The sequence below is a fragment of the Enterobacter sp. CFEC122 genome, from assembly GCF_052983755.1.
The window spans coordinates 55787-81789 of record NZ_JBRIQR010000016.1 but is presented as its reverse complement, the minus strand read 5'-3'; the positions used below and the strand labels follow the sequence as shown (position 1 = coordinate 81789).

24 protein-coding genes are annotated in these 26003 nt (G+C 58.2%); 9 read left to right on the top strand and 15 right to left on the bottom strand.

What is annotated here, in order from left to right:
* Nucleotides 1–24 precede the first annotated feature (24 nt).
* The 4 genes from ftsP to ACVCAM_RS13240 all read right to left on the bottom strand — a co-directional run bounded on the left by ftsP (nt 25) and on the right by ACVCAM_RS13240 (nt 5175).
* Nucleotides 25–1437, bottom strand: a complete 1413-nt coding sequence (gene ftsP, locus ACVCAM_RS13255; protein WP_008502991.1) for a cell division protein FtsP — start codon at nt 1435–1437, stop codon at nt 25–27.
* A 58-nt stretch (nt 1438–1495) separates the two neighbouring features.
* Nucleotides 1496–2233: a 1-acylglycerol-3-phosphate O-acyltransferase gene (plsC, locus tag ACVCAM_RS13250; protein ID WP_008502990.1), complete on the bottom strand. Its 738-nt coding sequence runs from the start codon at nt 2231–2233 to the stop codon at nt 1496–1498.
* 163 nt (nt 2234–2396) lie between these two features.
* Complete coding sequence (parC, locus tag ACVCAM_RS13245) at nt 2397–4655, bottom strand: DNA topoisomerase IV subunit A (RefSeq protein ID WP_008502989.1); 2259 nt, start codon at nt 4653–4655, stop codon at nt 2397–2399.
* Nucleotides 4656–4773: 118 nt separating this feature from the next.
* Entirely contained in the window at nt 4774–5175 is a 402-nt protein-coding gene (locus ACVCAM_RS13240; protein ID WP_025912495.1) for a YgiW/YdeI family stress tolerance OB fold protein, read from the bottom strand.
* 138 nt (nt 5176–5313) lie between these two features.
* Between ACVCAM_RS13240 and qseB the strand changes: the two genes are divergently transcribed.
* The 4 genes from qseB (at nt 5314) to ACVCAM_RS13220 (ending at nt 8352) form a co-directional block, all read left to right on the top strand.
* A complete protein-coding gene (gene qseB / locus ACVCAM_RS13235) occupies nt 5314–5973 on the top strand; it encodes a quorum sensing response regulator transcription factor QseB (RefSeq protein ID WP_025912496.1) in 660 nt (219 codons plus the stop codon).
* Nucleotides 5970–7319: a quorum sensing histidine kinase QseC gene (qseC, locus tag ACVCAM_RS13230; protein ID WP_025912497.1), complete on the top strand. Its 1350-nt coding sequence runs from the start codon at nt 5970–5972 to the stop codon at nt 7317–7319. Before qseB ends, qseC begins: the two co-directional genes overlap by 4 nt.
* A 105-nt stretch (nt 7320–7424) precedes the next feature.
* Nucleotides 7425–8006 (top strand): NAD(P)H-dependent oxidoreductase, encoded by a 582-nt coding sequence (locus tag ACVCAM_RS13225; RefSeq protein ID WP_025912498.1) that lies wholly within the window; start codon nt 7425–7427, stop codon nt 8004–8006.
* A gap of 31 nt (nt 8007–8037) precedes the next feature.
* On the top strand, nt 8038–8352 hold the full coding sequence (locus tag ACVCAM_RS13220; RefSeq protein ID WP_008502984.1) for a putative quinol monooxygenase: 315 nt from the start codon (nt 8038–8040) through the stop codon (nt 8350–8352).
* 96 nt (nt 8353–8448) lie between these two features.
* Here ACVCAM_RS13220 and ACVCAM_RS13215 read toward each other — a convergent pair whose 3' ends face one another.
* The 5 genes from ACVCAM_RS13215 to ACVCAM_RS13195 are packed head-to-tail and all read right to left on the bottom strand — an operon-like array spanning nt 8449 to nt 13122.
* Nucleotides 8449–9336, bottom strand: coding sequence for a MurR/RpiR family transcriptional regulator (locus ACVCAM_RS13215; RefSeq protein ID WP_025912499.1), 888 nt, complete (start codon nt 9334–9336; stop codon nt 8449–8451).
* Nucleotides 9333–10283, bottom strand: a complete 951-nt coding sequence (locus ACVCAM_RS13210; protein ID WP_407223814.1) for an iron-siderophore ABC transporter substrate-binding protein — start codon at nt 10281–10283, stop codon at nt 9333–9335. The genes ACVCAM_RS13215 and ACVCAM_RS13210 overlap by 4 nt, the downstream gene beginning before the upstream one ends.
* 9 nt (nt 10284–10292) lie before the next feature.
* The gene (locus tag ACVCAM_RS13205; RefSeq protein WP_025912501.1) at nt 10293–11333 is read right to left on the bottom strand and encodes a FecCD family ABC transporter permease; all 1041 of its coding nucleotides are present in this window, start codon (nt 11331–11333) and stop codon (nt 10293–10295) included.
* Nucleotides 11330–12313, bottom strand: coding sequence for a FecCD family ABC transporter permease (locus ACVCAM_RS13200; protein ID WP_407223649.1), 984 nt, complete (start codon nt 12311–12313; stop codon nt 11330–11332). The genes ACVCAM_RS13205 and ACVCAM_RS13200 overlap by 4 nt, the downstream gene beginning before the upstream one ends.
* Nucleotides 12310–13122, bottom strand: coding sequence for an ABC transporter ATP-binding protein (locus tag ACVCAM_RS13195; protein ID WP_025912503.1), 813 nt, complete (start codon nt 13120–13122; stop codon nt 12310–12312). The genes ACVCAM_RS13200 and ACVCAM_RS13195 overlap by 4 nt, the downstream gene beginning before the upstream one ends.
* A 385-nt stretch (nt 13123–13507) precedes the next feature.
* Between ACVCAM_RS13195 and ACVCAM_RS13190 the strand changes: the two genes are divergently transcribed.
* A complete protein-coding gene (locus tag ACVCAM_RS13190; RefSeq protein WP_407223650.1) occupies nt 13508–15649 on the top strand; it encodes a TonB-dependent siderophore receptor in 2142 nt (713 codons plus the stop codon).
* 83 nt (nt 15650–15732) lie between these two features.
* Here ACVCAM_RS13190 and parE read toward each other — a convergent pair whose 3' ends face one another.
* The 5 genes from parE to nudF are packed head-to-tail and all read right to left on the bottom strand — an operon-like array spanning nt 15733 to nt 20141.
* On the bottom strand, nt 15733–17625 hold the full coding sequence (gene parE, locus ACVCAM_RS13185) for a DNA topoisomerase IV subunit B (RefSeq protein WP_008502977.1): 1893 nt from the start codon (nt 17623–17625) through the stop codon (nt 15733–15735).
* 28 nt (nt 17626–17653) lie between these two features.
* Nucleotides 17654–18235: an esterase YqiA gene (gene yqiA / locus ACVCAM_RS13180; RefSeq protein WP_008502976.1), complete on the bottom strand. Its 582-nt coding sequence runs from the start codon at nt 18233–18235 to the stop codon at nt 17654–17656.
* Nucleotides 18235–19062, bottom strand: coding sequence for a 3',5'-cyclic-AMP phosphodiesterase (cpdA, locus tag ACVCAM_RS13175; RefSeq protein ID WP_008502975.1), 828 nt, complete (start codon nt 19060–19062; stop codon nt 18235–18237). The genes yqiA and cpdA overlap by 1 nt, the downstream gene beginning before the upstream one ends.
* Nucleotides 19063–19089: 27 nt before the next feature.
* Nucleotides 19090–19512, bottom strand: coding sequence for a DUF1249 family protein (locus ACVCAM_RS13170; protein WP_003862516.1), 423 nt, complete (start codon nt 19510–19512; stop codon nt 19090–19092).
* Entirely contained in the window at nt 19509–20141 is a 633-nt protein-coding gene (nudF, locus tag ACVCAM_RS13165; RefSeq protein WP_008502974.1) for an ADP-ribose diphosphatase, read from the bottom strand. The genes ACVCAM_RS13170 and nudF overlap by 4 nt, the downstream gene beginning before the upstream one ends.
* A 204-nt stretch (nt 20142–20345) precedes the next feature.
* On the opposite strand from nudF, the gene tolC reads away from it, so the two are divergent.
* From tolC to ACVCAM_RS13150, 3 genes are all read left to right on the top strand, one after another.
* The gene (gene tolC, locus ACVCAM_RS13160; protein WP_045334477.1) at nt 20346–21824 is read left to right on the top strand and encodes an outer membrane channel protein TolC; all 1479 of its coding nucleotides are present in this window, start codon (nt 20346–20348) and stop codon (nt 21822–21824) included.
* Between the two features lie 194 nt (nt 21825–22018).
* On the top strand, nt 22019–22684 hold the full coding sequence (locus ACVCAM_RS13155; RefSeq protein ID WP_008502972.1) for a DUF1190 family protein: 666 nt from the start codon (nt 22019–22021) through the stop codon (nt 22682–22684).
* A 2-nt stretch (nt 22685–22686) separates the two neighbouring features.
* A complete protein-coding gene (locus tag ACVCAM_RS13150; protein WP_021242309.1) occupies nt 22687–23847 on the top strand; it encodes a glutathionylspermidine synthase family protein in 1161 nt (386 codons plus the stop codon).
* 79 nt (nt 23848–23926) lie between these two features.
* Here ACVCAM_RS13150 and ygiD read toward each other — a convergent pair whose 3' ends face one another.
* The gene (gene ygiD, locus ACVCAM_RS13145) at nt 23927–24715 is read right to left on the bottom strand and encodes a 4,5-DOPA-extradiol-dioxygenase (RefSeq protein ID WP_063616160.1); all 789 of its coding nucleotides are present in this window, start codon (nt 24713–24715) and stop codon (nt 23927–23929) included.
* Between the two features lie 196 nt (nt 24716–24911).
* Between ygiD and zupT the strand changes: the two genes are divergently transcribed.
* Nucleotides 24912–25685 carry a zinc transporter ZupT gene (gene zupT / locus ACVCAM_RS13140; RefSeq protein WP_025912508.1) on the top strand — a complete coding sequence of 258 codons (774 nt, stop codon included), beginning with the start codon at nt 24912–24914 and terminating at the stop codon, nt 25683–25685.
* The last annotated feature ends 318 nt before the right edge of the window (nt 25686–26003 follow it).

The window sequence follows — 26003 nt, the reverse complement described above, 5'->3', positions numbered from 1 at the left end:
CCGGCGGACCGGGAATGTCAGAGATTATGGCGCGGGGTTGATCAGCATTTGCCCTACCGAGCCCCTGTCCATCATCTCCAGCGTCTGGCTGTGGAACAGGAACGGGAAGTGCGGCCACGAAGGCTGGCCGTAGTAGACGAGCAGTTCAACCTGACCGTCCACCCAGACGGTATCTTTCCAGCCGCGATCTTCCGGGAACGGCATCGCGCCGTTAACGTTGCGGATCAGGAAGCTTACCCCTTCAATATGGAACGACTGCGGCATATCTGAACGCACCGTCCAGCGCTCCCAGGTGCCCTGCTGCGCGGTGATGTCGATACGGTTGACGTCCCACAGCGCACCGTTGATGCCCGGATCGTCGCCCAGGCTGATATCACGGCTGCGCACCGGCGAGCCGCTCATGATCTCCTGCGGCAGCAGGCGCATGGGCAGGCTATCGGTCACCAGCGGCAGCAGGCCGGTTGGACGCAGGGTCAGCACCAGGGTCGAGACAAGAATGCTCGACGGTTCAAAGAACCCGCGAATACGGTCAACAATGCTTGCCGCTTCGCCGCAGGTCACAGAGACTTCATCCCCGTTGGTCATATCAATGAGAATTTCGCGACGCTCACCCGGCGCGAGCGCCAGCTGTTTGACGGACACCGGTGCCGGTAAAAAACCCTGATCGCCGGAGATGACGTGCAGCGGACGGCCATCGCTCATTTGCAGCTGATAGCGGCGCGAGTTAGACGCGTTGAGCAGGCGCAGGCGCACCCAGCCACGGGACACTTCGACATACGGGCTCTGCGCGCCGTTAACCAGCAGCGTATCGCCAACGAAGCCACCGCTCCCCGGTTCGCTGTATTCCGGCGTACCGAAATTATCCAGACGTTTGTCCTGGATGATAATCGGGAAGTCATCCACGCCGTAGTGGTTCGGGATCGGCAGGGATTTGCTGACTTCATCTTCCACCAGCCACATGCCGGCCAGGCCGTTATAGACCTGCTGCGCCGTGCGGTTAGGGGTGTTGGCGTGATACCACAGGGTTGCCGCGCTCTGGCGAATCGGCAGAACGGGCGCCCAGTCGGCGCTGGGTGACATCATGCGCGCCGCGCCGCCAATCAGCGGGCCAGGCACCTGCAGGCCGCTGATGGTCATGGCGACATTTTCAGGGGTACGGTTACTGTAGATGAGCTTTACGTCATCGCCATTCCACACGCGTATGGTCGGCCCAAGGTAACGTCCGTTAATGCCCCAGACCGGCGCACGCGTCCCCTGGGTAAAGGACCAGTGGCTGCGCTGCAGCGTCAGGAAAAGCGGCTGGCCGCGACGGGATTCAATGAGTGGCGGAATAGGCAGCGGCTGTTGCTGCCCGGCGGCGCTGGCTGTCAGCGGCATCGCACCCGCACAAAGGGCGATCCCCGAAGCCTGAATAAACTGACGCCGACTGAGTGACATATAAGCTCCATCTGAAACGACTAACAACGCGGGAATTCGTTTTCCCTTCAACGCCGGGTTAGATCTTACCGGCGGCTTCTCTCTCTGCGACTTCTTTGTCGAGCAGCGCAATATGCTCAGCCATCAGATCACGGCAGTGCGCTGCCAGCTCGCGCACCTGATCTTTACCGTATTTGCTGGTATCGACGGGTGGCAGCATTTCGACAATCACCAGCCCGTTATTCAGGCGGTTAAGATTAATCTTATTCGAAGTATTGGAAACGCACACAGGAATAATTGGAACACCTGCCGCAATTGCGGCATGAAACGCACCGGTTTTAAACGGCAGCAGGCCGCGGCCGCGGCTGCGCGTCCCTTCCGGGAACATCCAGATTGAGATCCTGCGCTTTTTAAAATGATTCACCACTTCTGCAATGGTGCCGTGCGCTTTTGCACGGTTATTACGGTCAATCAGCAGGTTACCGGTAAGCCAGTACAGCTGACCAAAAAACGGGATCCACAGCAGGCTTTTTTTGCCCACCGTCACGGTCGGTGGAAGCACGATATTGGAGGCCGTCACCATATCGTAGTTGTTCTGATGGTTGGCGATATAGATGGCGTTACCGAAATTCTCCGCTCCTTCCGGCAGGCGTTTTTCCACTTTCAGACCAAACAGCGGCGCAAGACGACCGAACATATGGCCAAAAGTGGCGACATGCTTCGGATTACGCGGGCTGAACAGGCAATAAATAGAGCCGAAAATACAGACCAGAATGCAGTAGATAACGGTAAGAATAAGACGAACAATATATAGCATAGCGACCTCTGAAGCCCCAACAGCTGACAATTATACTTCACCTGTGGCCAGGTAAGGACTTTATTACGAGCGCGTATTGTTAATCGCAACGCACGAATTAACAACGATTTTACGGGAAATTTTATTGAAATTCCCCCTCCGGACAGAGGGGGATATCACGACATTACTCTTCGCTGTCACCCGCCGCGCTGCGTGCAGGAGAGTCAATCTCCACGCGGTCGATACGCTGCAGGCCGCGCATCAGCGAGCCGCGGCGACCGCGCTCGCCCACCACCTTCTGCAGCTCTTCCGGACGAAGCTTGATTTTGCGCTTGCCGACGTGAATGGTCAGCGTGCTCTGCGGCGGCAGCAGGAAGAGGTGCGCCAGGCCATCTTCGCCTTTCGCGGCCTCCGCCGACGGGATGTTGATGATCTTGTTGCCCTTGCCTTTTGACAGCTCCGGCAGATCGCTGACCGGGAACATCAGCATACGCCCGGCGGTGGTGATCGCCAGCAGCATGTCGCTTTCGTTCTCGATCACCAGCGGTGCCATTACGTGAGCGTTGTCCGGCAGGCTAATCAGCGCCTTACCGGCACGGTTGCGGGAAACCAGATCGTTGAAGGTACAGATAAAACCGTAGCCCGCGTCAGACGCCAGCAGCAGCTTCTGGTCATCGGCTTCCATCAGCATATGGTCAACCGTCGCGCCCGGCGGCAGCGTCAGCTTGCCGGTCAGCGGTTCACCCTGCCCGCGCGCGGAAGGCAGCGTGATCGGGTCAATGGCATAGCTGCGACCGGTGGAGTCGATAAACGCCACCGGCTGGTTGCTCTTGCCTTTCACCGCCGCTTTGAAGCTGTCGCCCGCTTTGTAGCTGAGCCCCGGCGCGTCGATATCGTGGCCTTTGGCGCTGCGCACCCAGCCGCTCTGCGACAGGACAATGGTCACCGGCTCGGACGGCTGCATGTCGTGCTCGTTCATCGCCTTCGCTTCTTCGCGCTCGTGCAGCGGAGAACGACGGTCGTCACCAAACGCGTCGGCATCAGCCTGCAGCTCTTTCTTTAGCAGGGTGTTCATCTTGCGTTCGGACGCGAGGATCGCCTGCAGCTGATCGCGCTCTTTTTCCAGCTCGTTCTGCTCGCCGCGGATCTTCATCTCTTCCAGTTTGGCGAGATGGCGCAGCTTCAGCTCGAGGATCGCTTCGGCCTGGGTTTCGCTGATGCCAAAGCGCGACATCAGGGCGGGCTTCGGCTCGTCCTCGGTACGGATGATCTCAATCACCTCGTCGATATTGAGGAACGCCACCAGCAAACCTTCGAGGATATGCAGGCGCTTAAGCACTTTCTCGAGACGATGGTTCAGACGACGGCGTACCGTATCGCGGCGGAACGTCAGCCATTCGGTGAGGATCTCCAGCAGGTTTTTCACCGCCGGGCGTCCGTCGAGGCCGATCATGTTCAGGTTAATGCGGTAGCTTTTTTCCAGATCGGTGGTGGCGAACAGGTGGTTCATCACCTGCTCCATGTCCACGCGGTTAGAACGCGGCACGATCACCAGACGGGTCGGGTTCTCGTGGTCAGATTCGTCACGCAGGTCGTCCACCATCGGCAGCTTTTTATTGCGCATCTGGGAGGCGATCTGCTCCAGCACTTTGGCACCGGATACCTGATGCGGCAGCGCGGTGATCACCACGGCGCCGTCTTCTTTATTCCACACCGCGCGCATGCGCACGGAGCCGCGACCGTTCTGGTAGATTTTGCGGATTTCCGCACGAGAAGTGATGATCTCAGCTTCGGTCGGGAAGTCCGGGCCCTGCACGATATCCAGCAGATCGTCGAGCGAGGTTTTCGGCTGCTCAATCAGGGTGATGGCGGCTTTCGCCACTTCACGCAGGTTGTGCGGCGGAATGTCCGTCGCCATACCGACCGCAATCCCGGTGGTGCCGTTCAGCAGGATGTTCGGCAGACGCGCGGGCAGCATCTTCGGCTCCTGCAGCGTACCGTCGAAGTTCGGTACCCAGTCAACGGTCCCCTGACCCAGCTCGCCCAGCAGCACTTCGGCATATTTAGAGAGGCGGGACTCGGTATAACGCATTGCCGCGAAGGATTTCGGGTCGTCCGGTGCCCCCCAGTTCCCCTGACCATCCACCAGCGGGTAACGGTAAGAGAACGGCTGCGCCATCAGCACCATCGCTTCATAACAGGCGCTGTCGCCGTGCGGATGGTATTTACCCAGCACGTCACCGACGGTACGGGCGGATTTCTTGAACTTGGCGGTGGCGTTCAGCCCCAGTTCGGACATCGCATACACGATGCGGCGCTGAACGGGCTTCAGGCCATCCCCGATAAACGGCAACGCCCTGTCCATGATGACGTACATGGAGTAGTTCAGGTAGGCGTTTTCCGTGAATTCATGTAGCGCGAGGCGCTCTGCCATATCGCTCATTACGTGTGATTCCTCAACTCAGAAACCGAAGGGTTTCAGGCAATATTGCCGCAGATACTACCCTATCTGACGAGTTGAGTCACAAAGAAAAAGGGCCGCTTATGCGGCCCTTTTCGGGTTATTTGTTCAGCTTAATGACCTGCTTCACGTCGATTTCAAAATCGTTCCACTCTTTATCGACCTTGCCCTGGATTTCCACTTTATCCTGCGGGGTGACGGTCACGCCGTTCCAGCGCTTGTGGTCAATTTCCACGTTCACCGTGCCGGTCTCATCGCGGAAGGTGTAGCGGTCATCGGACAGGCGCTGGGTGATGTTCCCGCGCAGCTTCACCCAGCTGTCGTCCTTCATCTCTTTTACCTTCACCGCGGTGGTGAGGTTGGCTTCGTTATCGACAAAACCGCCTGCCTGCGTCTGGGTCTGGGTTTGCGTGGCCGACGGACCGTTAAATCCGCCCTGCGCGGCAAAAACGGGGGCAGTGGCCATCATCATGATGGCGGCAATGGCAGCGAATTTTTTCATATTAACTCTCCCTTTAATCTGGTTTCGCAGTCCATTAAACAGGGTAATCCTTAACAACTTCTTAAGGGAAAAATTTATTTATTATTGCTGTACAGCAGGCGCTTACAGAGGGTTTACTGACGGCATCAAGGAGGGAATATGCGCATTTTACTGGTAGAAGACGACACGTTAATCGGCGACGGTATCAGGGCGGGTTTAAGCAAAATGGGCTTTAGCGTGGACTGGTTTACCGACGGTAAAACCGGTCAGGCCGCGCTCGCGTCTGCGCCCTATGATGCCGTGGTGCTGGATCTGACGCTGCCGGAAATCGACGGTCTGGACATCCTGCGCGCGTGGCGCGAAAGCGGGCGCAGCGAGCCGGTATTGATCCTGACCGCGCGGGATGCGCTTAACCAGCGCGTGGAAGGGCTGCGTCTTGGCGCGGATGATTATCTCTGCAAGCCGTTCGCGCTGATTGAAGTGGGTGCCCGCCTCGAGGCGCTGGTCCGCCGCAGCCACGGCCAGACGCATAGCGAGCTACGCCACGGCAAGGTCACGCTCGATCCGACCCGTCTCGTCGCCACGCAGGACGGTGAACCGCTGACGCTGAAGCCGAAAGAGTTCGCGCTGCTGGAACTGCTGATGCGCAATGCAGGCCGCGTGCTCCCTCGCAAGACGATTGAGGAAAAACTGTATACCTGGGACGACGACGTCTCCAGCAACGCGGTAGAAGTCCACGTTCATCATCTGCGCCGCAAGCTTGGCAGCGAGTTTATCCGCACCGTGCACGGCATCGGCTATACCCTGGGTGACGCATGAAGCTGACGCAACGCCTGAGCCTGAAGCTGCGCCTGACGCTCCTCTTTTTAGCGCTCTCCCTGACGGCATGGTTTGCCGCCAGCCTGGTGGCCTGGCAGCAGACCACCCACAAGCTGGATAAGCTCTTTGACACGCAGCAGATGCTGTTTGCCAAACGGCTGCTGACGATGGAGCTGGACGAGATCCGCGCCCCCGAGCGGATGCGCGAGATCCCGAAAAAAGTGAAGCATGGCCGTCTCGATGACGACGCGCTGGCTTTCGCCATTTACAGCGTCGAGGGCAAAATGCTCCTGAACGACGGCGAGAACGGGCGCGATATTCCGTACCACTATCGCCGCGACGGGTTTGCTAACGGACAGCTCCAGGACGACAACGACGAATGGCGTTTCCTGTGGCTGACCTCACCCGACGGGAAATACCGCGTGGTGGTCGGTCAGGAGTGGGAGTACCGCCAGGATATGGCGCTGGACGTGGTCAGCTCGCAGCTCACGCCCTGGCTGGTGGCGCTGCCGGTGATGCTGCTTTTGCTGGTTCTCCTCCTGAGCCGGGAGCTGAGGCCGCTCAAAAAGCTGGCGCAGACCCTGCGCTCCCGCTCGCCGGATGCGACCGATGCGCTTGTGCTTCAGGGTGTGCCCACGGAAGTGCGCCCCCTGCTCGACGCGCTGAATCACCTCTTCGCACGTACCCAGGAGATGATGACCCGCGAGCGCCGCTTTACGTCCGATGCCGCCCACGAGCTGCGCAGCCCGCTGGCGGCCCTGAAGGTGCAAACTGACGTGGCGCAGCTCTCGCAGGACGATCCGCAGGCGCGGGAAAAAGCGCTGGCACAGCTGCATGCGGGAATCGACCGCGCTTCGCGGCTGGTGGATCAGCTCCTCACCCTGTCGCGTCTGGACTCGCTGGATAACCTTGACGATGTCGAACCGATCACGCTTGCCGATTTACTGCAGTCGGCGGTGCTGGATATCTGGCATCCGGCGCAGCAGGCAGGGATTGATATTCGCCTCATCAACCATGCCCCGCAGGTCAAACGTCAGGGGCAGCCCCTGCTGCTCAGCCTGCTGGTGCGCAACCTGTTGGACAACGCCATCCGCTACAGCCCACGCGGCAGCGTGGTGGACGTGACGCTGGACGCGCGTAGCTTTAGCGTGCGCGACAACGGTCCCGGCGTTGACCCCGAGGTGCTGGCGCGCATCGGCGAGCGTTTTTATCGTCCACCGGGCCAGAACGCCACGGGCAGCGGGCTGGGGCTTTCTATCGTCAGGCGCATTGCCGCGCTGCACGGGATGCACGTCTCGCTGAGCAATGCGGCGGAAGGCGGCTTTGAGGTGAAGGTCAGCTGGTAGCGGATTATTGCATCTCCAGCAAAAGACTTTGCACATTTTGCTCATTTTTCCGCTCCGTCCTCGCGCGTAGAATACCCGGCATACTCTCATCGTCGAGGACAAAAAATGAGCAACATTCTGATTATTAACGGTGCAAAAGAATTTGCGCACTCTAAAGGCCAGCTGAATGACACCCTGACCGAGGTCGCGGACGGTTTCCTGCGCGACGCCGGGCATGATGTTAAGGTCGTGCGCGCGGACAGCGACTACGACGTGAAGGCCGAAGTACAGAACTTCCTGTGGGCTGACGTGGTGATCTGGCAGATGCCAGGCTGGTGGATGGGCGCGCCGTGGACCGTGAAAAAATACATGGACGACGTGTTCACGGAAGGTCATGGCTCGCTGTATGCCAGCGATGGCCGCACCCGCTCTGACGCGTCCAAAAAATACGGTTCAGGCGGCCTGATTCAGGGCAAAAAATATATGCTGTCACTGACCTGGAACGCCCCGCTGGAAGCCTTCACCGAGAAAGATCAGTTCTTCGAAGGCGTGGGCGTGGACGGCGCGTACCTGCCGTTCCACAAGGCTAATCAGTTCCTGGGCATGGATCCGCTGCCGACCTTTATCGTCAACGACGTGATTAAAATGCCTGATGTCCCGAGCTATATCGCAGAATATCGCAAGCATCTCGCGAAAATTTTTGCTTAACTGGTAGCCTGGAATTAAAGGAGTAGTAAACATGCTTACCGTTATCGCAGAAATCCGTACTCGTCCAGGTCAACATCACCGCCAGGCGGTGCTGGATCAGTTCGCTAAAATTATCCCGACCGTACTGAAAGAAGAAGGCTGCCACGGCTACGCGCCGATGGTGGATGCCGCCACTGATGCCAGCTTCCAGGCTACCGCGCCGGACTCGATCATCATGGTTGAGCAGTGGGAAACCGTCGCGCATCTTGAAGCGCATCTGCAGACCGCGCACATGAAAGCGTGGAGCGACGCGGTGAAGGGCGACGTGCTGGAAACCCACATCCGCATCCTGGAGCAAGGGGTTTAAGTTCGTGGAATTTGCCGGGTGGCACTGCGTTTACCCGGCCTACAAAACCTGAACCGTAGGCCCGGTAAGCGCTAGCGCCACCGGGCTTTGTTGTTTTTAGCTGCTTTTCTTCCCCGGCTTTAACCCGCGATGGAGTTCGTTGATGCGCTTCATTGACTTGATGGTGCGCTGCGGTTCGGTGGCGGCGACGGACAAAATGATCATCTCCAGACAGAGCAGCACCGTGCCGTGGAGCGGGATTTTACCCTTTTCACCGCCGCGCGGAACGTGGATCACCACGCTGGCCTCCTTACTGAAACGCGAATCAAGGGCGTTGGTCAGCAGGATGGTGGGAATGCCCAGACGTTTTGCTTCACGCAGGGTGGTTTGCCCTTCCCGGTGCGCGGATTTCTGCGCCATCATCACCAGCACGTCACCGCGCTGAAGCGCAATCAGCTGTTCGGCAAGCCCGATCCCGGTACGGTTGAGCGGCGTGGCGGGTAACCCCATACGGCTGAACAGCCTGGCAGTGTACTCGGCCAGAATGCCGGAGGCGCCAATGCCAAATATGGCAACCTGCCTTGCCTGCGCCAGCAGTGAGACCGCCTGCGCCATCGCGTAGCGGTTGTGGGGCTCGGATAACACCTCGCAGGTGTGCTGATGTCCCTCCAGCACGAAATCAATGCTCGCGTTGACGTCGCTGGCGAGCGTGTTCACCGTGGTGGACATCTTTTCGCTGGAGGTGACCACCGGGCCAAACCACTGCTCCAGCGTCTGCTTGAGATCGCGCAGCCCGGCGAACCCCAGCGCCTGTATGGCGCGGACCACCGTGGCATCCGAGGTTTTCACTACGGCGGCAATCTCCATGGCGGTCTGCTCCATCACCGCTTCGCGGTTGTCATGGATATAGCGTGCGACCTGCAGCAGACGCGGCGTCAGCTGATGCGCCCGCGCGCGAAAGCGGTCGCCATAGACATCCATGCGCCCCTTCTCTTTGCGGATCACCGTGAGGCCTCCGGCAGCGGACGCCCGGCAATCTGCGACTGCACCTGCGCGGCCATCAGCCCTAAAGACGCGAACGAATTCGAGATCGCCTCTTCACGCGAGATCAGCACATAATGCCCGGTTCGGCAGGCAGTCAGGAACTGACACCAGCCCGGCATCACCGCCTCCATCGCGGCCAGCTCGTCCTGCGGTTTACCGCCCGTATCCCCGCGCCAGGTAGCAAAGACGAAATCGGCATCCAGCTCCGGCAGGCGCTCGGCGCTGACGTCGATGCGCCCCCCTTCCGGGATGGACTCAATCAGCGGCGGGAATTTGAATCCGGCGTCGCGCAGAACGCGGCCCAGCGAGTGGTAGCTGTGCATGGCGTTGATTTTCCCCTGATTGGCCTGAATCACCGATACGGTGATTTTGCGCGTGTCGATGGTCGCCTTCAGCGCCTTGATTTGCTCCTGATATCGCCGCTCCAGAACCTTGAGCCGCGCCTGCGTTCCTGTCAGCTGAGCCAGCTTGCGGTAGATTTCCGGCGCGCCGCCGTCGAGATGCTCGATGCTCACCGTCGGGGCAATTTTCGCTAATTGTTCCACCGGCGTGTTGCGGGTCGGCTCGGTAACGATCAGGTCAGGTTTGGCGGCGGCGATGGCTTCGATGTCAATATCCGCCGTGCCGATAAATTTGATATCGGAATTATCGAAGTCGACGCCGGTTAACATGCCGCTGGAGCGCAGAAAATGGCTGCCGTCCGGCCGCGTGCGGCCATGGCTCGCCACCGGCGGCACGCCAAGCTCAATCAGCGGAATGGTGATGTCCAGATCGTGTAAGGAGACAATCCGTTTCGGGTGCACCGGCACCACCACCTTGCGGTTCAGATCGTCGGTAAAGACCTGCGTCGGCTCCGCCGCGCTCACCGCGAACCCCACCAGCAACAGCATCGAAAACAGTACGCGCATCATAATCCCCTAAAATCTGTCCCGGCGCTGCCAGAGCAGCAGCAGGAAAAACGGTCCGCCAATCAATGAAATGACAATTCCCGCCGGCAGCTGCAGCGGGAGGAATGCCAGACGTCCGACGTTATCCGCCAGCAGCACCAGCAGCGCGCCCAGCACGGCGCTTCCCGTCAGGAGCGCGGTCTGACCACCGCGCAGCAGCAGGCGCGCCATATGTGGGGCAATCAGCCCCACGAAGCCAATGCTGCCCACGCAGGAGACGCAGGCCGCCGTCAGCACTACCGGGGCGAGAACCCGCAGCAGTGCCAGCCGGGTTGTGCGCACGCCAAGGCCCGCGGCGGCCTGATTGCCGAGCAGCGCCACGTCCGCTGCCCGCGCGGTAAAGAGCAGCAGCGCAAACGCGGGGGCAGCCCAGAGCGCGGCCAGCCCCACCAGCGTCCAGTTTGCCGCGTGCAGGCTGCCCGCCAGCCACAGCATCGCCGTCTGCACGTCGCGCACGTCGGCGGTGGTGATAAAAACGCCCATCGCCGCGGCAAACGCCCACGACACGCCGATGCCGATCAGAATGAACCGCGGGCGCGAGATATCGCGCGCGAGGACGATCACCAGCAGCGCGGTGAGCAGCCCACCGGCCATGCCAACCAGCGGACGCCAGGCCAGGCTCAGCGCCGGGAACTGAAAAATCAGCAGCAGTACCGCCGCGCTACAGCCCTCCTTCACGCCGATAAGCCCCGGGTCAGCCAGACCGTTGCGGGTGATGGACTGCATCGCCGCCCCCGCCATCCCGAGCATCGCGCCGCACAGCACCGCCATCAGCAGGCGCGGCAGGCGGATATCCATCACGACGTAGCGCGTCTCCGCCGTCAAAGTTTCAGGCGAAAACAGCGCCCGCCCGATGGCAGAGGCGGGAATGGGTAGAGAACCGTGCGTCAGGCCAAAGCCCAGCAGGCCTAGCGCCATCAGCGCGAAAAGCGACAGGTACGCCAGCGCCTTCGGGCGAACCAGCGCCGACAGGCGACCAACACGGATCGCGCGGAGCCCGGCCCGGTTCATTTGAACATCCTCGAGGCCATAAGGATGAACACGGGCGCGCCGACCAGGGCCGTCATGATGCCGGTTGCCAGCTCCCAGGGGGTAAACAGCGTGCGGGCAGCGATATCCGCCAGCAGCAACACCAGCGCACCGCAGAGGGCCGACAGCGGCACCATCACGCGTAAATCGACCGACACCAGACGGCGAATGAGCTGCGGCACCACAAGGCCGATAAAGCCAATCGGTCCGGCGATGGAGACGGCCGCGCCGCAGAGCAGCGCAATGGCCAGCAGGGCAAGGAGGCGGGTTTTCAGCAGCGACACGCCAAGCCCCTGCGCCATTCTGTCGCCCAGCGCCAGCATGTTGAGCGAGGGCGACAGCCCGATAGCAAGAACAAAACCAGCGGCTGCAGCCCACAGGGCGCTCTGGAGCATCTGCGCGTTGATCCCGGCGATATCACCCGCCAGCCAGGTACGCAGAGAGAGTAGCGTCTGTTCATCCAGGATTAACACCGCGGCGGTAATCGACGAGGCAAACGCCGACATCGCCACGCCGCACAGGGTGACCTTCATCGGCGTGAGCCCGGTGCGACCGGTCGAGGAGAACATCAGCACCAGCAGAAACAGCGCGGCGGCACCGGCGGCGGCAATCAGCGGGCGACCAAACGGCAGCGAAAGCCCAAGCGCGCTGGCGATCACCACCGCGAGCGCTGCCCCGGCGTTGAGCCCCAGAATATGCGGCTCGCCGAGCGGGTTGCGGATCACGGACTGCAGCAGCACGCCCGCCACGCCGAGCGCGGCGCCTGTCACCATTGCGGCGCAGAGGCGCAGCAGCCGTAGTCTGATGATGATGTTATGGTCGAAATTGCGCGGTTCGAAGTGAAAGAATGCCTCCACTACCGTTCGGGGAGGGATAAACCGCGCCCCGATACCGAGATGCACAATCGCGCCCAGCGCCAGCAGCAATGTAAACATCAGGAAGGCGAGAGAAGCGCGCATCATGGCTGTTCAAGGCTCCGGCGAAACGGCATAAAGAACGGTTTGCCGGTCAAGGGGTTGATGGACATATGCACGTCCACATCAAACACCGTTTTGATCAGCTCCGGCGTGCAGGCGTCGCCTTCATGTAACACCCCCTCGACTTTTCCCTGGCGTAAAAAGACCAGGGAATCACCGTAGTTCACGGCAAAGTTAAGATCGTGCAGCACCACCACCACGGTACGCCCGTGCTGGCGGGTCAGGGCGTGCAGCAGTTCCAGGATCTCCACCTGGTAGCGAAGATCGAGGAACGTGGTGGGTTCATCCAGCAGGATATACGGCGTTTGCTGCGCCAGCGCCATGGCGATCCAGCAGCGCTGACGCTGGCCGCCGGATAAGCTTTCCACCGGCATATGGGCAAACGCTGCCGTGCCGGTCAGGCGCAGGGCCTCTTCCACCGCCAGTTCGTCCTCGTCGCTCCACTGGCGCATAACGTTTTGCCAGGGAAAGCGCCCGCGCGAGACCAGCTCAAAAACGGTTAACCCTTCCGGGAGCAGCGGGGACTGCGGGAGAATACCAAGCTGGCGGGCGACGGCTTTGGTCGGCTGCTCGTGGATCGCCTTGCCGTCGAGAACCGCCGCGCCGCCAAGCGGCTGGAGCAGCCGCGCAATGGTGCTCAACAGCGTGGATTTCCCGCAGCCGTTTGCGCCCACCAGAACGGTTATTTTCTGCTGGGGGATCGCAAGAGAGATATCATCAACGATGATTTTTTTCTGATAGCCCGCAGAGAGGTTCTCCAGAACCAGTCCCGGTTGTTTTGAGTTGTGAGCCACGTGAACGCCAACGTAATAAAAAAGCGCAACAAATATAAATAAAAATCATTCTCTTTTGAGAGTTTGACGCCACGCCATGTAGTAGTCAAGAGAAGAAACACCCTGAAAAAACCAGGGGTAACGGAGCGTTACCGTGCAGACCACAAAATTAACAAATCATTATTTTTCAATTAAATAATTCATTACCCTTGTACTTTCCCGTTGCGTTTCATGCATGTAGCCGATTTTTATCATTTTTCATTTACTACTACATTCCCGCATGATTGAATGATTCTCAATTACATGTTCGATGCCGGTTCTGGCTAACGAGCAGAGCATAAAAGGGCAATGACTCACACATTCTTCCGTGAAGGTGATTCACGGATATTTTGGGATAACAGATGTAATGGCTACGTTCACACCTTCACTCTCTGGGGTAAAAGGGCGCGCGCTCTTTTCACTGCTGTTTATGGCGCCGCTGGCCCAGGCGGCGGACACCACCGCGGCTAAAGACGGCGAAACGCTTACCGTCACTGCCGATCCAAATACGCCGGCGGAAGCCACCAACGGCTACCAGCCGCTGAACACCTCCACCGCAACGCTGACCAACATGCCGATGCTGGATATCCCGCAGGTGGTGAATACCGTCAGCGATAAAGTGCTGGAGGATCAGCACGCCACCACGCTGGATGAGGCGCTCTACAACGTTAGCAACGTGGTCCAGACGAATACCCTCGGCGGTACGCAGGATGCCTTCGTGCGCCGCGGGTTTGGCGCGAACCGGGACGGCTCGATCATGACCAACGGCCTGCGCACCGTCCTGCCGCGCAGCTTTAACGCCGCCACCGAGCGCGTGGAGGTGCTTAAAGGCCCGGCCTCAACGCTGTATGGCATTCTCGATCCGGGCGGCCTGATTAACGTCGTCACCAAACGCCCGGAGAGAACCTTCGGTGGTTCTCTGTCCGCCACCTCCTCCAGCTTTGGCGGCGGCACCGGACAGGTCGATGTGACCGGCCCGATCGACGGCACGCGTCTGGCGTATCGCCTCACGGGTGAGTATCAGGACGAGGATTACTGGCGTAATTTTGGCAACGAACGCAGCACCTTTATCGCCCCGTCGCTCACCTGGTTCGGCGATGATGCCACCGTGACCGTGCTCTATTCGCATCGCGACTATAAAACGCCGTTCGATCGCGGAACGATCTTCGATCTCAACACTAAAAAAGCCGTTGATGTCGATCGCAAAACCCGCTTTGACGAGCCGTTTAACGTGACCGATGGTCAGTCCGATCTGGCGCAGCTGAACGCGGAATACCGTCTTAACAGCCAGTGGACCGCGAAGTTCGACTACAGCTACAGCCAGGACAAATACAGCGATAACCAGGCCCGCGTGATGGCCTACGATGCAAAAACCGGCAACCTGACCCGCCGCGTGGATGCGACCCAGGGCTCGACCCAGCGCATGCACAGCACCCGCGCGGATCTGCAGGGGAATGTGGATATTGCAGGCTTTTACAATGAGATCCTAACCGGCGTGTCGTATGAGAATTACGATTTGCTGCGTACGGACATGATGCGCTGTAAGAACGTCAAAGGTTTCAACATCTACCATCCGGTTTACGGCAAACTCAACAAGTGTACAACCGTCTCCGCCGCAGACAGCGACCAGACGCTCAAACAGGAGAGTTATTCGGCCTACGCGCAGGATGCCCTGTACCTGACGGATAAGTGGATCGCCGTCGCCGGGATGCGCTATCAGTATTACACCCAGTACGCGGGTAAAGGTCGTCCGTTCAACGTCAACACCAACAGCCGCGACGAACAGTGGACGCCGAAGCTGGGGCTGGTCTATAAGCTCACGCCAGCGGTCTCGCTGTTTGCCAACTACTCGCAAACGTTTATTCCGCAGTCGTCCATTGCGAGCTACATCGGCGATCTGCCTCCGGAAACGTCGAATGCTTACGAAGTGGGCGCCAAGTTTGACCTGTTTAACGGCATTACCGCCAATATCGCGCTGTTTGATATTCACAAGCGCAACGTGCTGTACAACGAAAGCGTGGGAGGTGAAACCATCGCCAAAACGGCGGGCCGCGTGCGATCCCAGGGCGTGGAGGTGGATCTTGCCGGGTCACTGACCGAGAACACCAATATTATCGCCAGCTACGGCTATACCGACGCGAAGGTGCTGGAAGACCCGGACTACGCGGGCAAACCGCTGCCGAATGTGCCGCGCCACACCGGCTCCCTGTTCCTGACGTACGACATTCATAATGCGTTTGCCGGGAATACCCTGACGTTGGGCGGCGGCGGACACGGCGTGAGCCGTCGTTCAGCAACCAACGGCGCGGATTATTATCTGCCGGGCTATTTTGTGGCGGATGCCTTTGCGGCCTATAAGATGAAGCTGCAGTATCCGGTGACGCTGCAGGTCAACGTGAAGAACCTGTTTGATAAGACCTACTACACCTCGTCCATTGCGACCAACAACCTGGGCAACCAGATTGGCGACCCTCGCGAAGTGCAGTTTACGGTGAAGATGGAGTTTTGATGTAAAAAAGCCCGGTGGCGCTAGCGCTTACCGGGCCTACGATCCATTCCCTCTCCCTGTGGGAGAGGGTTAGGGTGAGGGCATCAAGCCTCAATATCCGCCATATCGCCTTTCTCCTGCAGCCAGTTACGACGGTCTTCCGAACGTTTTTTGGCAAGGAGCATATCCATCATGGCGTTGGTCTGCTGTTCGTCTTCATCGCTGATCGTCAGCTGCACCAGACGGCGCGTGTTCGGATCCAGCGTCGTTTCGCGCAGCTGCATCGGGTTCATCTCGCCCAGCCCTTTAAAGCGCTGCACGTTCGGCTTGCCCTTCTTGCGCTTCAGCTGTTCCAGCACGCCCGCTTTCTCTTCTTCCGTCAGGGCGTAGTAAACCTCTTTGCCGAGGTCGATACGGTACAGCGGCGGCAGCGCCACGTAGACGTGACCGTTTTTCACCAGCGTGCGGAAGTGCTTCACAAACAGCGCGCACAGCAGCGTGGCGATGTGCAGACCATCGGAGTCCGCATCCGCGAGAATGCAGATCTTGCCGTAGCGCAGCTGGCTCAGATCGTCGCTGTCCGGATCGATGCCGATCGCGACCGAGATATCGTGGACTTCCTGCGAGGCCAGCACTTCATCAGACGAGACTTCCCAGGTGTTCAGGATCTTACCCTTGAGCGGCATGATCGCCTGATATTCACGATCGCGCGCCTGCTTGGCCGACCCGCCCGCCGAGTCCCCTTCCACGAGGAACAGCTCGGTGCGGTTGAGATCCTGCGCGGTACAGTCTGCCAGCTTGCCCGGCAGCGCAGGGCCGCTGGTCAACTTTTTACGCACCACTTTTTTCGCCGCACGCAGACGACGCTGGGCGCTGGAGATGGCCATTTCAGCCAGCATTTCTGCCGCCTGAACGTTCTGGTTCAGCCACAGGGTAAACGCATCTTTCACCACGCCGGAAACGAACGCCGCACACTGGCGTGACGACAGACGTTCTTTGGTCTGACCGGCAAACTGCGGATCCTGCATCTTCACGGAGAGCACGTAGGCGCAGCGGTCCCAGATATCTTCCGCCGACAGCTTCACGCCGCGCGGCAGGATATTACGGTATTCGCAGAATTCGCGCATCGCGTCCAGCAGCCCCTGACGCAGGCCGTTGACGTGGGTCCCGCCGAGCATAGTGGGGATCAGGTTAACGTAGCTTTCGGTCAGCAGCTCGCCGCCTTCCGGCAGCCACAGCAGCGCCCAGTCCACCGCTTCGGTATCGCCGCTAAAGTTGCCGACGAACGGTTTTTCCGGCAGCGTTGGCAGGCCGTTTACCGCTTCGCACAGGTAGTCGTTCAGGCCATCGGCGTAGCACCAGGTCTGCTCGGTATTGTTAACGTGATCTTTAAAGGTGATTTCCACGCCCGGGCAAAGCACCGCTTTGGCTTTCAGCAGGTGCGTCAGGCGGGATACGGAAAAGCGCGGGCTGTCGAAGAAACTCTCGTCAGGCCAGAAGTGGACGCTTGTGCCGGTGTTGCGTTTGCCGCACGTGCCGACAACCTGCAGATCCTGCACCTTCTCGCCGTTTTCAAACGCGATGTTGTAGACCTGACCATCGCGACGGACGTTCACTTCCACGCGTTTGGACAGGGCGTTGACGACGGAAATCCCCACGCCGTGCAGGCCACCGGAGAACTGGTAGTTTTTGTTGGAGAACTTACCGCCCGCATGCAGACGACAGAGGATCAGCTCAACGGCCGGGACGCCCTCTTCCGGGTGGATATCCACCGGCATGCCGCGCCCGTCGTCAATGACTTCCAGCGACTGATCGGCATGCAGAATGACGTCAACGCGTTTGGCATGGCCCGCCAGCGCTTCGTCCACACTGTTATCAATAACTTCCTGGCCCAGATGGTTTGGGCGCGTCGTATCGGTGTACATCCCCGGGCGGCGGCGAACCGGCTCAAGCCCGGTGAGGACCTCAATGGCATCAGCGTTATAGGTTTGCGTCATGATTTAAACTAGCAATTCGCATTGATTGTCAGTGGCTGTGCAGTCCAAGAAAATCGACAATCTGGGTGAAATGATTCTCAAAGCCCGTGAAAGCATGGTTTCCGCCCTCTTCTATAGTCTGGCGGCAGGAGGCGTAATACGCCACTGCCTGGCGGTAATCCAGCACTTCATCACCCGTCTGCTGCAGCAGCCAGATGAGATCCGGCGCCTCGAGCGGGTCGACCTGCATAACTTTGAGATCGTAAATATGGCGTGACTCTAGCACATATTGCTGGCCGGTGTAGGGGTTCTCGTTTTCGCCAAGAAAGTCCCGCAGCAGCTCAAATGGCCGTACCGCCGGATTAACCACCACGGCGGGCAGCATAAAGCATTGCGAGAGCCAGGTAGCGTAATATCCCCCCAGCGATGAACCGACCACACCAAAGGTTTCGCCGCCGTGCGCAAGCACGATGGATTCCAGCATTTCCGCGGCTTCTGCCGGGTAAGGCGGCAGCTGTGGGATAATCATCTCAACGTCAGGGTGATGCTCGCTCAGCCACTGGCGAAACTGTGTCGCTTTTGCGGAGCGCGGCGAACTGTTGAATCCGTGCAGATAAAGGAGCGTAGACATCAATAGCCTTCTGAAGCGGTGTCCGGGCGGAACTGTGCGCCGGTCAAACGGCAGACTTCCGTGGTCAGCGTGCCGTCGGGATGCAGTTCCAGCCAGCGCCAGCCTGGCGCGATGGTATCCAGCGTAAAGTTGGCGCAGTGCGGCTTAAACTGAACGCAGGTCGACGGCGTCGCCAGCATGCGGCGTCCGTTCCAGTCGAGATCCTGCTCCTGGTGAATATGCCCACACAGCAGATTTTTCACCCGTGGGAACTTCGCCAGCACGCGATCCAGCGCCGCGGAGTTGCGCAGGCTGTGCTGATCGAGCCAGCTGCAGCCCGCCGGCAGAGGATGATGATGAAGCAACAGCAGCGTGTGACGTTCAGGTTCAGCGGCCAGTTTGGTCTCCAGCCAGTCGAGCTGAAACTCACTGAGTTCACCGTGCGGGACGCCGAACACCTGGCTGTCCAGCAGCAGGATCTGCCACTGTTCACCCGCAAAAACACATTTCGCCGGAGAAATCCCCGCATCCTGGAGAGAACTGTACATTGCGGGCTGAAAATCGTGGTTACCCGGCAGCCAGACGCAGGGCGCGCTAAAGCTCGCGATGCCTTCAGCAAAATGCTGGTAGGCCGCGGAAGATTGGTCCTGCGCCAGATCGCCCGTTGCGACAATCAGATCGCATGCACGGTTTTCAGCGTGAATGGCGCTCAGTACCGCCTGATAACTCTCCCAGGTATTCACCCCCAGCAGCGTTTCATGCTTTTCGGCAAAAAGGTGGGTATCGGTGATTTGTAATATCCTGACTGGCGCCCCACCAGCAACAGTCAGGTTCAACAGGCTTTCCAAATGGTGTCCTTAGGTAGGTTTATGACGCTAACAAACCGGAATCGCCATTGCTCCATGTGCTAAACAATACCTTAGCCAGTCGGCTAAAAACTGGTTAATTTGATGCTTTTCGTCGCGTTGATGCAACTTTTTATTCGGGTAATCATACCGCGCCTTGAAGCGAAAGATCTGCTGGCTTGAACACACTTCAGCGACCATCGCGTCGTGATAGAGGCGTACCGTCATCGACGGCAGGCTCCAGTAGCTAATGCTGGGTGCCGTTTGCTCAATCTCCACCAGCGTAGTGTAGCGCGTTGATTCTGTTATCGTTAATCGATACTGCGCGTTGCTCACCTGATAGCTTACCGTTTCGCCGGGTGCGTCGTTTCTCGGCAGCAGGCGGCGCAATTGTGCAAAATTGGTTTCGCACAGGCGCATCATTTCTGGGAAGTCAGGCGTATAGCGCTTCATTTTTTCCACTCGTTTCGTAATGTCTGATAATGCAGCTGCAGCCATTGCAGGGCGATGACAGACGCTGCGTTGTCGATTTTCCCCTCTTCTACCCACTGATAAGCCTGTTCCCGGCTCACCACATGAACCCGAATATCTTCGTTTTCATCAGCCAGACCGTGAATGCCTTCTGCGGTCGTGGCGTCCACTTCGCCCACCATAATGGATAAGCGTTCGCTGGTGCCACCCGGACTCGCCAGATAGCTCAACACCGGTTTGGTGCGGCCCACCACCAGCCCCGCCTCTTCCAGCGCCTCGCGCCGGGCGACGTCTTCAACCGTCTCGCCTTCTTCGATCATCCCGGCCACCATCTCCAGCAGCCACGGGCTCTCACTGACGTCATAAGCGGCGATGCGGATCTGCTCCACCAGCACGACTTCGTCACGCACTGGGTCAAAGGGTAGCAAGACTGCCGCATGCCCGCGCTCAAAAATTTCGCGTCTGATTTCGCCGCTCATTTCACCGTTAAACAGGCGATGCCTGAAACGGTAAAGATCCATTGAAAAAAAACCGCTATAAAGCGTTTCTCGTGCAATAATTTCTACATCGTTTTTGGCGAATGTCACGGGCAACTTTTCTGGTTTTTGCATGAGTCGAGTCCTGGTAGCAATGGTGATGAAATTGTGAATTTCAAGGCTGTTTGGCTGCCGTTTGTAAGGCTATATGATAGATTGGTGCAAATTACCGCCAGATGGCACGTAACGCCAACCTTTTGGTGTGGATGATTCTGTTAGAATCGGCAATTATTTTTTAATTAGATCAGCGCTAATACTGCTTCACAACAAGGAATGCAAATGAAGAAATTGCTCCCCATCCTTATCGGCCTGAGCCTGACGGGCTTCAGTGCAATGAGCCAGGCGGAAAACCTGTTACAGGTCTACCAGCAGGCACGTCTGGGCAACCCTGATTTACGTAAATCAGCGGCCGATCGTGATGCTGCGTTTGAAAAGATTAACGAAGCGCGTAGCCCCTTGCTGCCACAGTTAGGGTTAGGTGCAGATTATACCTACAGCAACGGTTTCCGCGACGCTAACGGCGTAAACTCCAATGCTACCAGTGCCTCACTGCAATTAACACAGACGCTGTTTGATATGTCCAAATGGCGTGCCCTGACCCTGCAGGAAAAGAGCGCGGGCATCCAGGATGTGACCTATCAGACCGACCAGCAGACGCTGATCCTGAATACAGCTACGGCGTACTTCAACGTGCTGAGCGCCATTGACGCGCTCTCCTACACCGAAGCGCAGAAACAGGCCATTTACCGTCAGTTAGATCAAACCACCCAGCGCTTCAACGTGGGTCTGGTGGCGATCACCGACGTGCAGAACGCCCGTTCACAGTACGACACCGTGCTGGCCAACGAAGTGACCGCGCGTAATAACCTCGACAACGCGCTGGAATCCCTGCGTCAGGTCACCGGGAACTACTATCCTGAGCTGGCCTCCCTGAACGTCGACAGCTTCAAAACGGATAAGCCGCAGGCCGTTAACGCCCTGCTGAAAGAGGCGGAAAACCGCAACCTGACGTTGCTGCAGGCGCGTCTGAGCCAGGACCTGGCCCGCGAGCAGATTCGTCAGGCGCAGGACGGCCATCTGCCAACCCTGAGCCTGAGCGCCTCTACCGGCGTTTCTGACACCACCTACAGTGGCTCTAAAACCAATTCTGCCCAGTATGACGACAGCAATATGGGTCAGAACAAAGTGGGCCTGAGCTTCTCCCTGCCGCTGTATCAGGGCGGTCAGGTTAACTCCCAGGTGAAACAGGCGCAGTACAACTTTGTTGGCGCGAGCGAGCAGCTGGAAAGCGCCCATCGTAACGTGGTGCAGACCGTACGTTCATCCTTCAACAACGTGAACGCCTCAATCAGCAGCATCAACGCCTATAAACAGGCCGTTGTGTCTGCACAGAGCTCCCTGGACGCGATGGAAGCGGGTTACTCCGTCGGTACACGTACTATCGTTGACGTGCTCGACGCCACCACCACGCTGTACAACGCGAAACAGCAGCTCTCCAGCGCGCGTTATCAGTACCTGATTAACCAGCTGAACATTAAGCAGGCTCTGGGTACGCTGAACGAGCAAGACCTGCAGATGCTGAACAGCGCACTGGGCAAACCGGTCTCTACCTCTCCGGACAGCGTTGCGCCGGAGAACCCGGAGCAGGTTGCCGCGGTTGATAACTTCAACGCTAACAACACTACCCCTGCTGCACAGCCTGCTGCCGCGCGCACCACAGCGCCTGCCAGCAAGGGCAACAATCCGTTCCGTAACTAAGCATTGCCCGATGGCGCTTCGCTTATCGGGCCTACTGAATCGTAGGCCGGGTAAGCGCAGCGCCACCCGGCGCAAAATCCCCCTCGAACGTAAGCCAACGTAAAGATCCCCCTGATTCCGCCCCTCTTCGCTTCATTTTCAACCACTCATCCTCTATCCTGAGCGTTATTACCACTGGGTCCTGGAAGACAAACATGAAACGGACAAAAACGATCAATCACGCGTCGTTCCGCAAGAGCTGGAATGCACGTCACCTCACCCCTGTTGCGCTGGCGGTTACCGCTGTCTTTATGCTGGCAGGCTGTGAGAAAAACGATGAAACGGTTTCGCTGTATCAAAACGCGGACGACTGCTCCGCCGCAACCGGCAAAGCGGCCGAATGTAAAACGGCCTACACCAACGCGCTGAAAGAAGCAGAACGCACCGCGCCGAAATATGCCTCACGCGAAGACTGCGTAGCGGAATTTGGTGAAGGTCAGTGCCAGCAGGCACCGGCTCAGGCAGGCACGGCACCTGAAAATCAGGCACAGGCGCAGTCCAGCGGCAGCTTCTGGATGCCGCTGATGGCAGGCTACATGATGGGCCGTCTGATGGGCGGCGGTGCGGGCTACCAGCAGCAGCCGCTGTTTAGCTCGAAAAACCCGGCCAGCCCGGCTTACGGTCAATATACCGATGCCAGCGGTAAAGGCTACGGCGCAGCGACTCCGGGCCGCACCGTAACCGTACCGAAAACCGCGATGGCGCCGAAGCCTGCGACCACCAGCACCATCACCCGCGGCGGGTTCGGTGAGTCTGTGGCGAAACAGACCAGCATGCAGCGCAGTGCATCAGGCACCTCTACTCGCTCAATGGGCGGCTAATCATGGAACGAGTCAGTATTACCGAGCGCCCAGACTGGCGCGAAAAAGCCACCGAGTACGGCTTTAACTTCCACACCATGTACGGCGAGCCGTACTGGTGTGAAGACGCTTACTACAAGCTCACCCTGGCCCAGGTTGAGAAGCTGGAAGAGGTCACGGCTGAGCTGCACCAGATGTGCCTCAAGGTGGTGGAAAAAGTCATCGACAGCGACGAGCTGATGGCCAAGTTCCGCATTCCAAAGCACACCTGGAGCTTTGTCCGCCAGTCGTGGAAAACGAATCAGCCTTCGCTTTACTCTCGCCTGGATCTGGCGTGGGACGGCGTGGGTGAACCGAAGCTTTTAGAAAACAACGCCGATACGCCAACCTCCCTCTATGAAGCGGCATTCTTCCAGTGGATCTGGCTGGAAGACCAGATGAACGCCGGAAACCTGCCGGAAGGCAGCGACCAGTTCAACAGCCTGCAGGAGAAGCTGATCGAGCGCTTTGCCGAGCTGCGCGAGCAGTTTGGCTTCAACCTGCTGCATCTCGCCTGCTGCCGCGACACGGAAGAAGATCGTGGCACGGTTCAGTATCTGCAGGATTGCGCCGCCGAAGCGGAAGTGGCGACCGAGTTCCTCTATATCGAGGATATCGGCCTGGGTGAAAAAGGTCAGTTTACGGACATGCAGGATCAGGTCATCAGCAACCTGTTCAAGCTCTACCCGTGGGAGTATATGCTGCGCGAGATGTTCTCCACCAAGCTGGAAGACGCGGGCGTGCGCTGGCTGGAACCGGCCTGGAAGAGCATTATCTCCAACAAGGCCCTGCTGCCGATGCTGTGGGAGATGTTCCCGAATCACCCTAACCTGCTGCCAGCGTACTTTGCGGAAGATGATTACCCGCAGATGGAGAAATACGTCGTTAAGCCGATCTTCTCCCGCGAAGGCGCTAACGTGTCGATCATCGAAAACGGTAAAACGCTGGAAGCGGTTGAAGGGCCTTACGGCGAGGAAGGGATGATCGTCCAGGCGTTCTATCAACTGCCGAAATTTGGCGACAGCTATACGCTAATTGGCAGCTGGCTCATTAACGATCAACCTGCCGGAATTGGCATTCGCGAAGATCGCGCGCTGATCACGCAGGATCTGTCGCGGTTCTACCCGCATATTTTTGTGGAGTAAGATCTGCCGGGTGGCGGCTTCGCCTGACCCGGCCTACGGTTTTGTAGGCCCGGTAAGCGTAGCGCCACCGGGCATATTTTCACCCTACCTGCACCGACAGCATACTCAGACTTCCCATCTCTATTCCATCGACCGGGATCGTAACCGGCTCCTGACCGTCCCACGCGCCAAGCACGTACAGCAGCGGCAGGAAGTGCTCTGGGGTCGGGTTAGAGAGCGAACCGCCTTCGTGATCCAGATAGTTCACCAGCGGATGCGCCTCAGCCGGGCCTTGCCAGGTCAGGTTCGCTTTGACGTAGTCGTTAAAAGCGGTCGCCCACGGGTATGGCGTGTTTTCGCCATGCCAGCGCGCCGTGCGCAGGTTGTGCACCACGTTGCCGCTTGCCACCAGCATGATGCCTTCATCACGAAGCGTCGCCAGCTTGCGCCCCATCTCCAGATGCCAGGCAGCCGGTTTGGTGCTGTCGATGCTCAGCTGCACCATCGGGATATCCGCATCAGGATACATTTTGATCAGCACGCCCCATGAGCCATGGTCAAAGCCCCAGGCTTCTTTATCCAGCGCAACCGGAACAGGCGCCAGCAGTTCCACCAGCCTTTGTGCCAGCTCAGGCGAGCCGGGGGCCGGATAATGCGTGTCATACAGCGCCTGCGGGAAGCCGCCAAAATCGTGAATGGTCTTTGGCGCTTCCATGGCGGTCACGCCCGTGCCGCGGGTGAACCAGTGCGCAGATACCACCACAATCGCTTTTGGACGCGGCAGCGTCTCGCCCAGATGACGCCATGCGCGGGTATAGACGTTATCTTCCAGAACGTTCATTGGGCTGCCGTGGCCTAAAAACAGGGCTGGCATACGGGAAGAAGTCATGATGATATCCTTACAGAAGGTGTCAATTTAATGGTGCTACATTACGCGCAATCGGACAAAGATGAACGCTGATAAGCGTGAAGATCATCATCAGGAATTTTGAATGTAAGGAATGTGTAAAGCCGGGGGTCGCCCCTCGCTTTGCCAGAAATGAATCATTTATATTAATGATAATCATTATCATAAGGAGCAATCCATGTCAGTCCCTCTGATCCTGACCATACTGGCGGGCGCCGCGACCTTTATCGGCGCAATCCTCGGCGTGCTTGGTCAGAAGCCGTCAAACCGCGTGCTGGCCTTCTCGCTGGGCTTTGCTGCCGGGATCATGCTGCTTATCTCCCTGATGGAGATGCTCCCTGCTGCGCTGGGCACCGACGGGATGTCTCCCCTGCTGGGCTACGGCATGTTTGTCGTTGGCCTGCTGGGTTACTTTGCCCTCGACCGGATGCTACCCCACGCGCATCCGCAGGATTTAATGCAGAAAAACGTAACGCCTGTGCCGCGGAATATTAAGCGAACGGCGGTTCTGCTCACGCTGGGGATTAGCCTGCATAACTTCCCGGAAGGGGTCGCGACCTACGTGACGGCCAGCAGCAATCTGGAAATGGGCTTTGGCATCGCGCTGGCGGTGGCCTTACACAATATTCCTGAAGGACTGGCGGTCGCCGGACCGGTGTATGCCGCCACGGGCTCGAAACGTACCGCGGTATTCTGGGCAGGAATTTCCGGGATGGCTGAAATCCTCGGCGGTGTCCTGGCCTGGTTGATTCTCGGAAGCCTGGTCTCCCCTGTCGTGATGGCCGCCATTATGGCCGCTGTTGCCGGGATTATGGTGGCGCTTTCCGTCGATGAATTAATGCCGCTGGCGAAAGAGATCGATCCCAATAACAACCCCAGCTATGGCGTGCTGTGTGGAATGTCGGTCATGGGCTTAAGCCTGGTGTTATTGCAATCTGCAGGTATCGGTTAGGATTAGTCTGCCTCCGTATAATACGGAGGCAGACTTTCGAAACGTTAAGATATAGATAGAAATGATACGTTATTTTGTTGCCAACAAAGCCCTTGCGAAATATATAGCTTATAGAAATAGAATGATGAAACTTTATCAGTCTATTATCTGAGTTACTGCATATATTATGAATGTTAGCCGATGCTTACAATCAACATTAATTATATATTAATATAATCTTAAAATAGCTTTAAGATGCAGTAATCGCATCTCCCCTTCGTCCTCCCATATACTCCATTTGCGTTTTGAAACTTATATTCAGAGTATGAATTCGTTTGA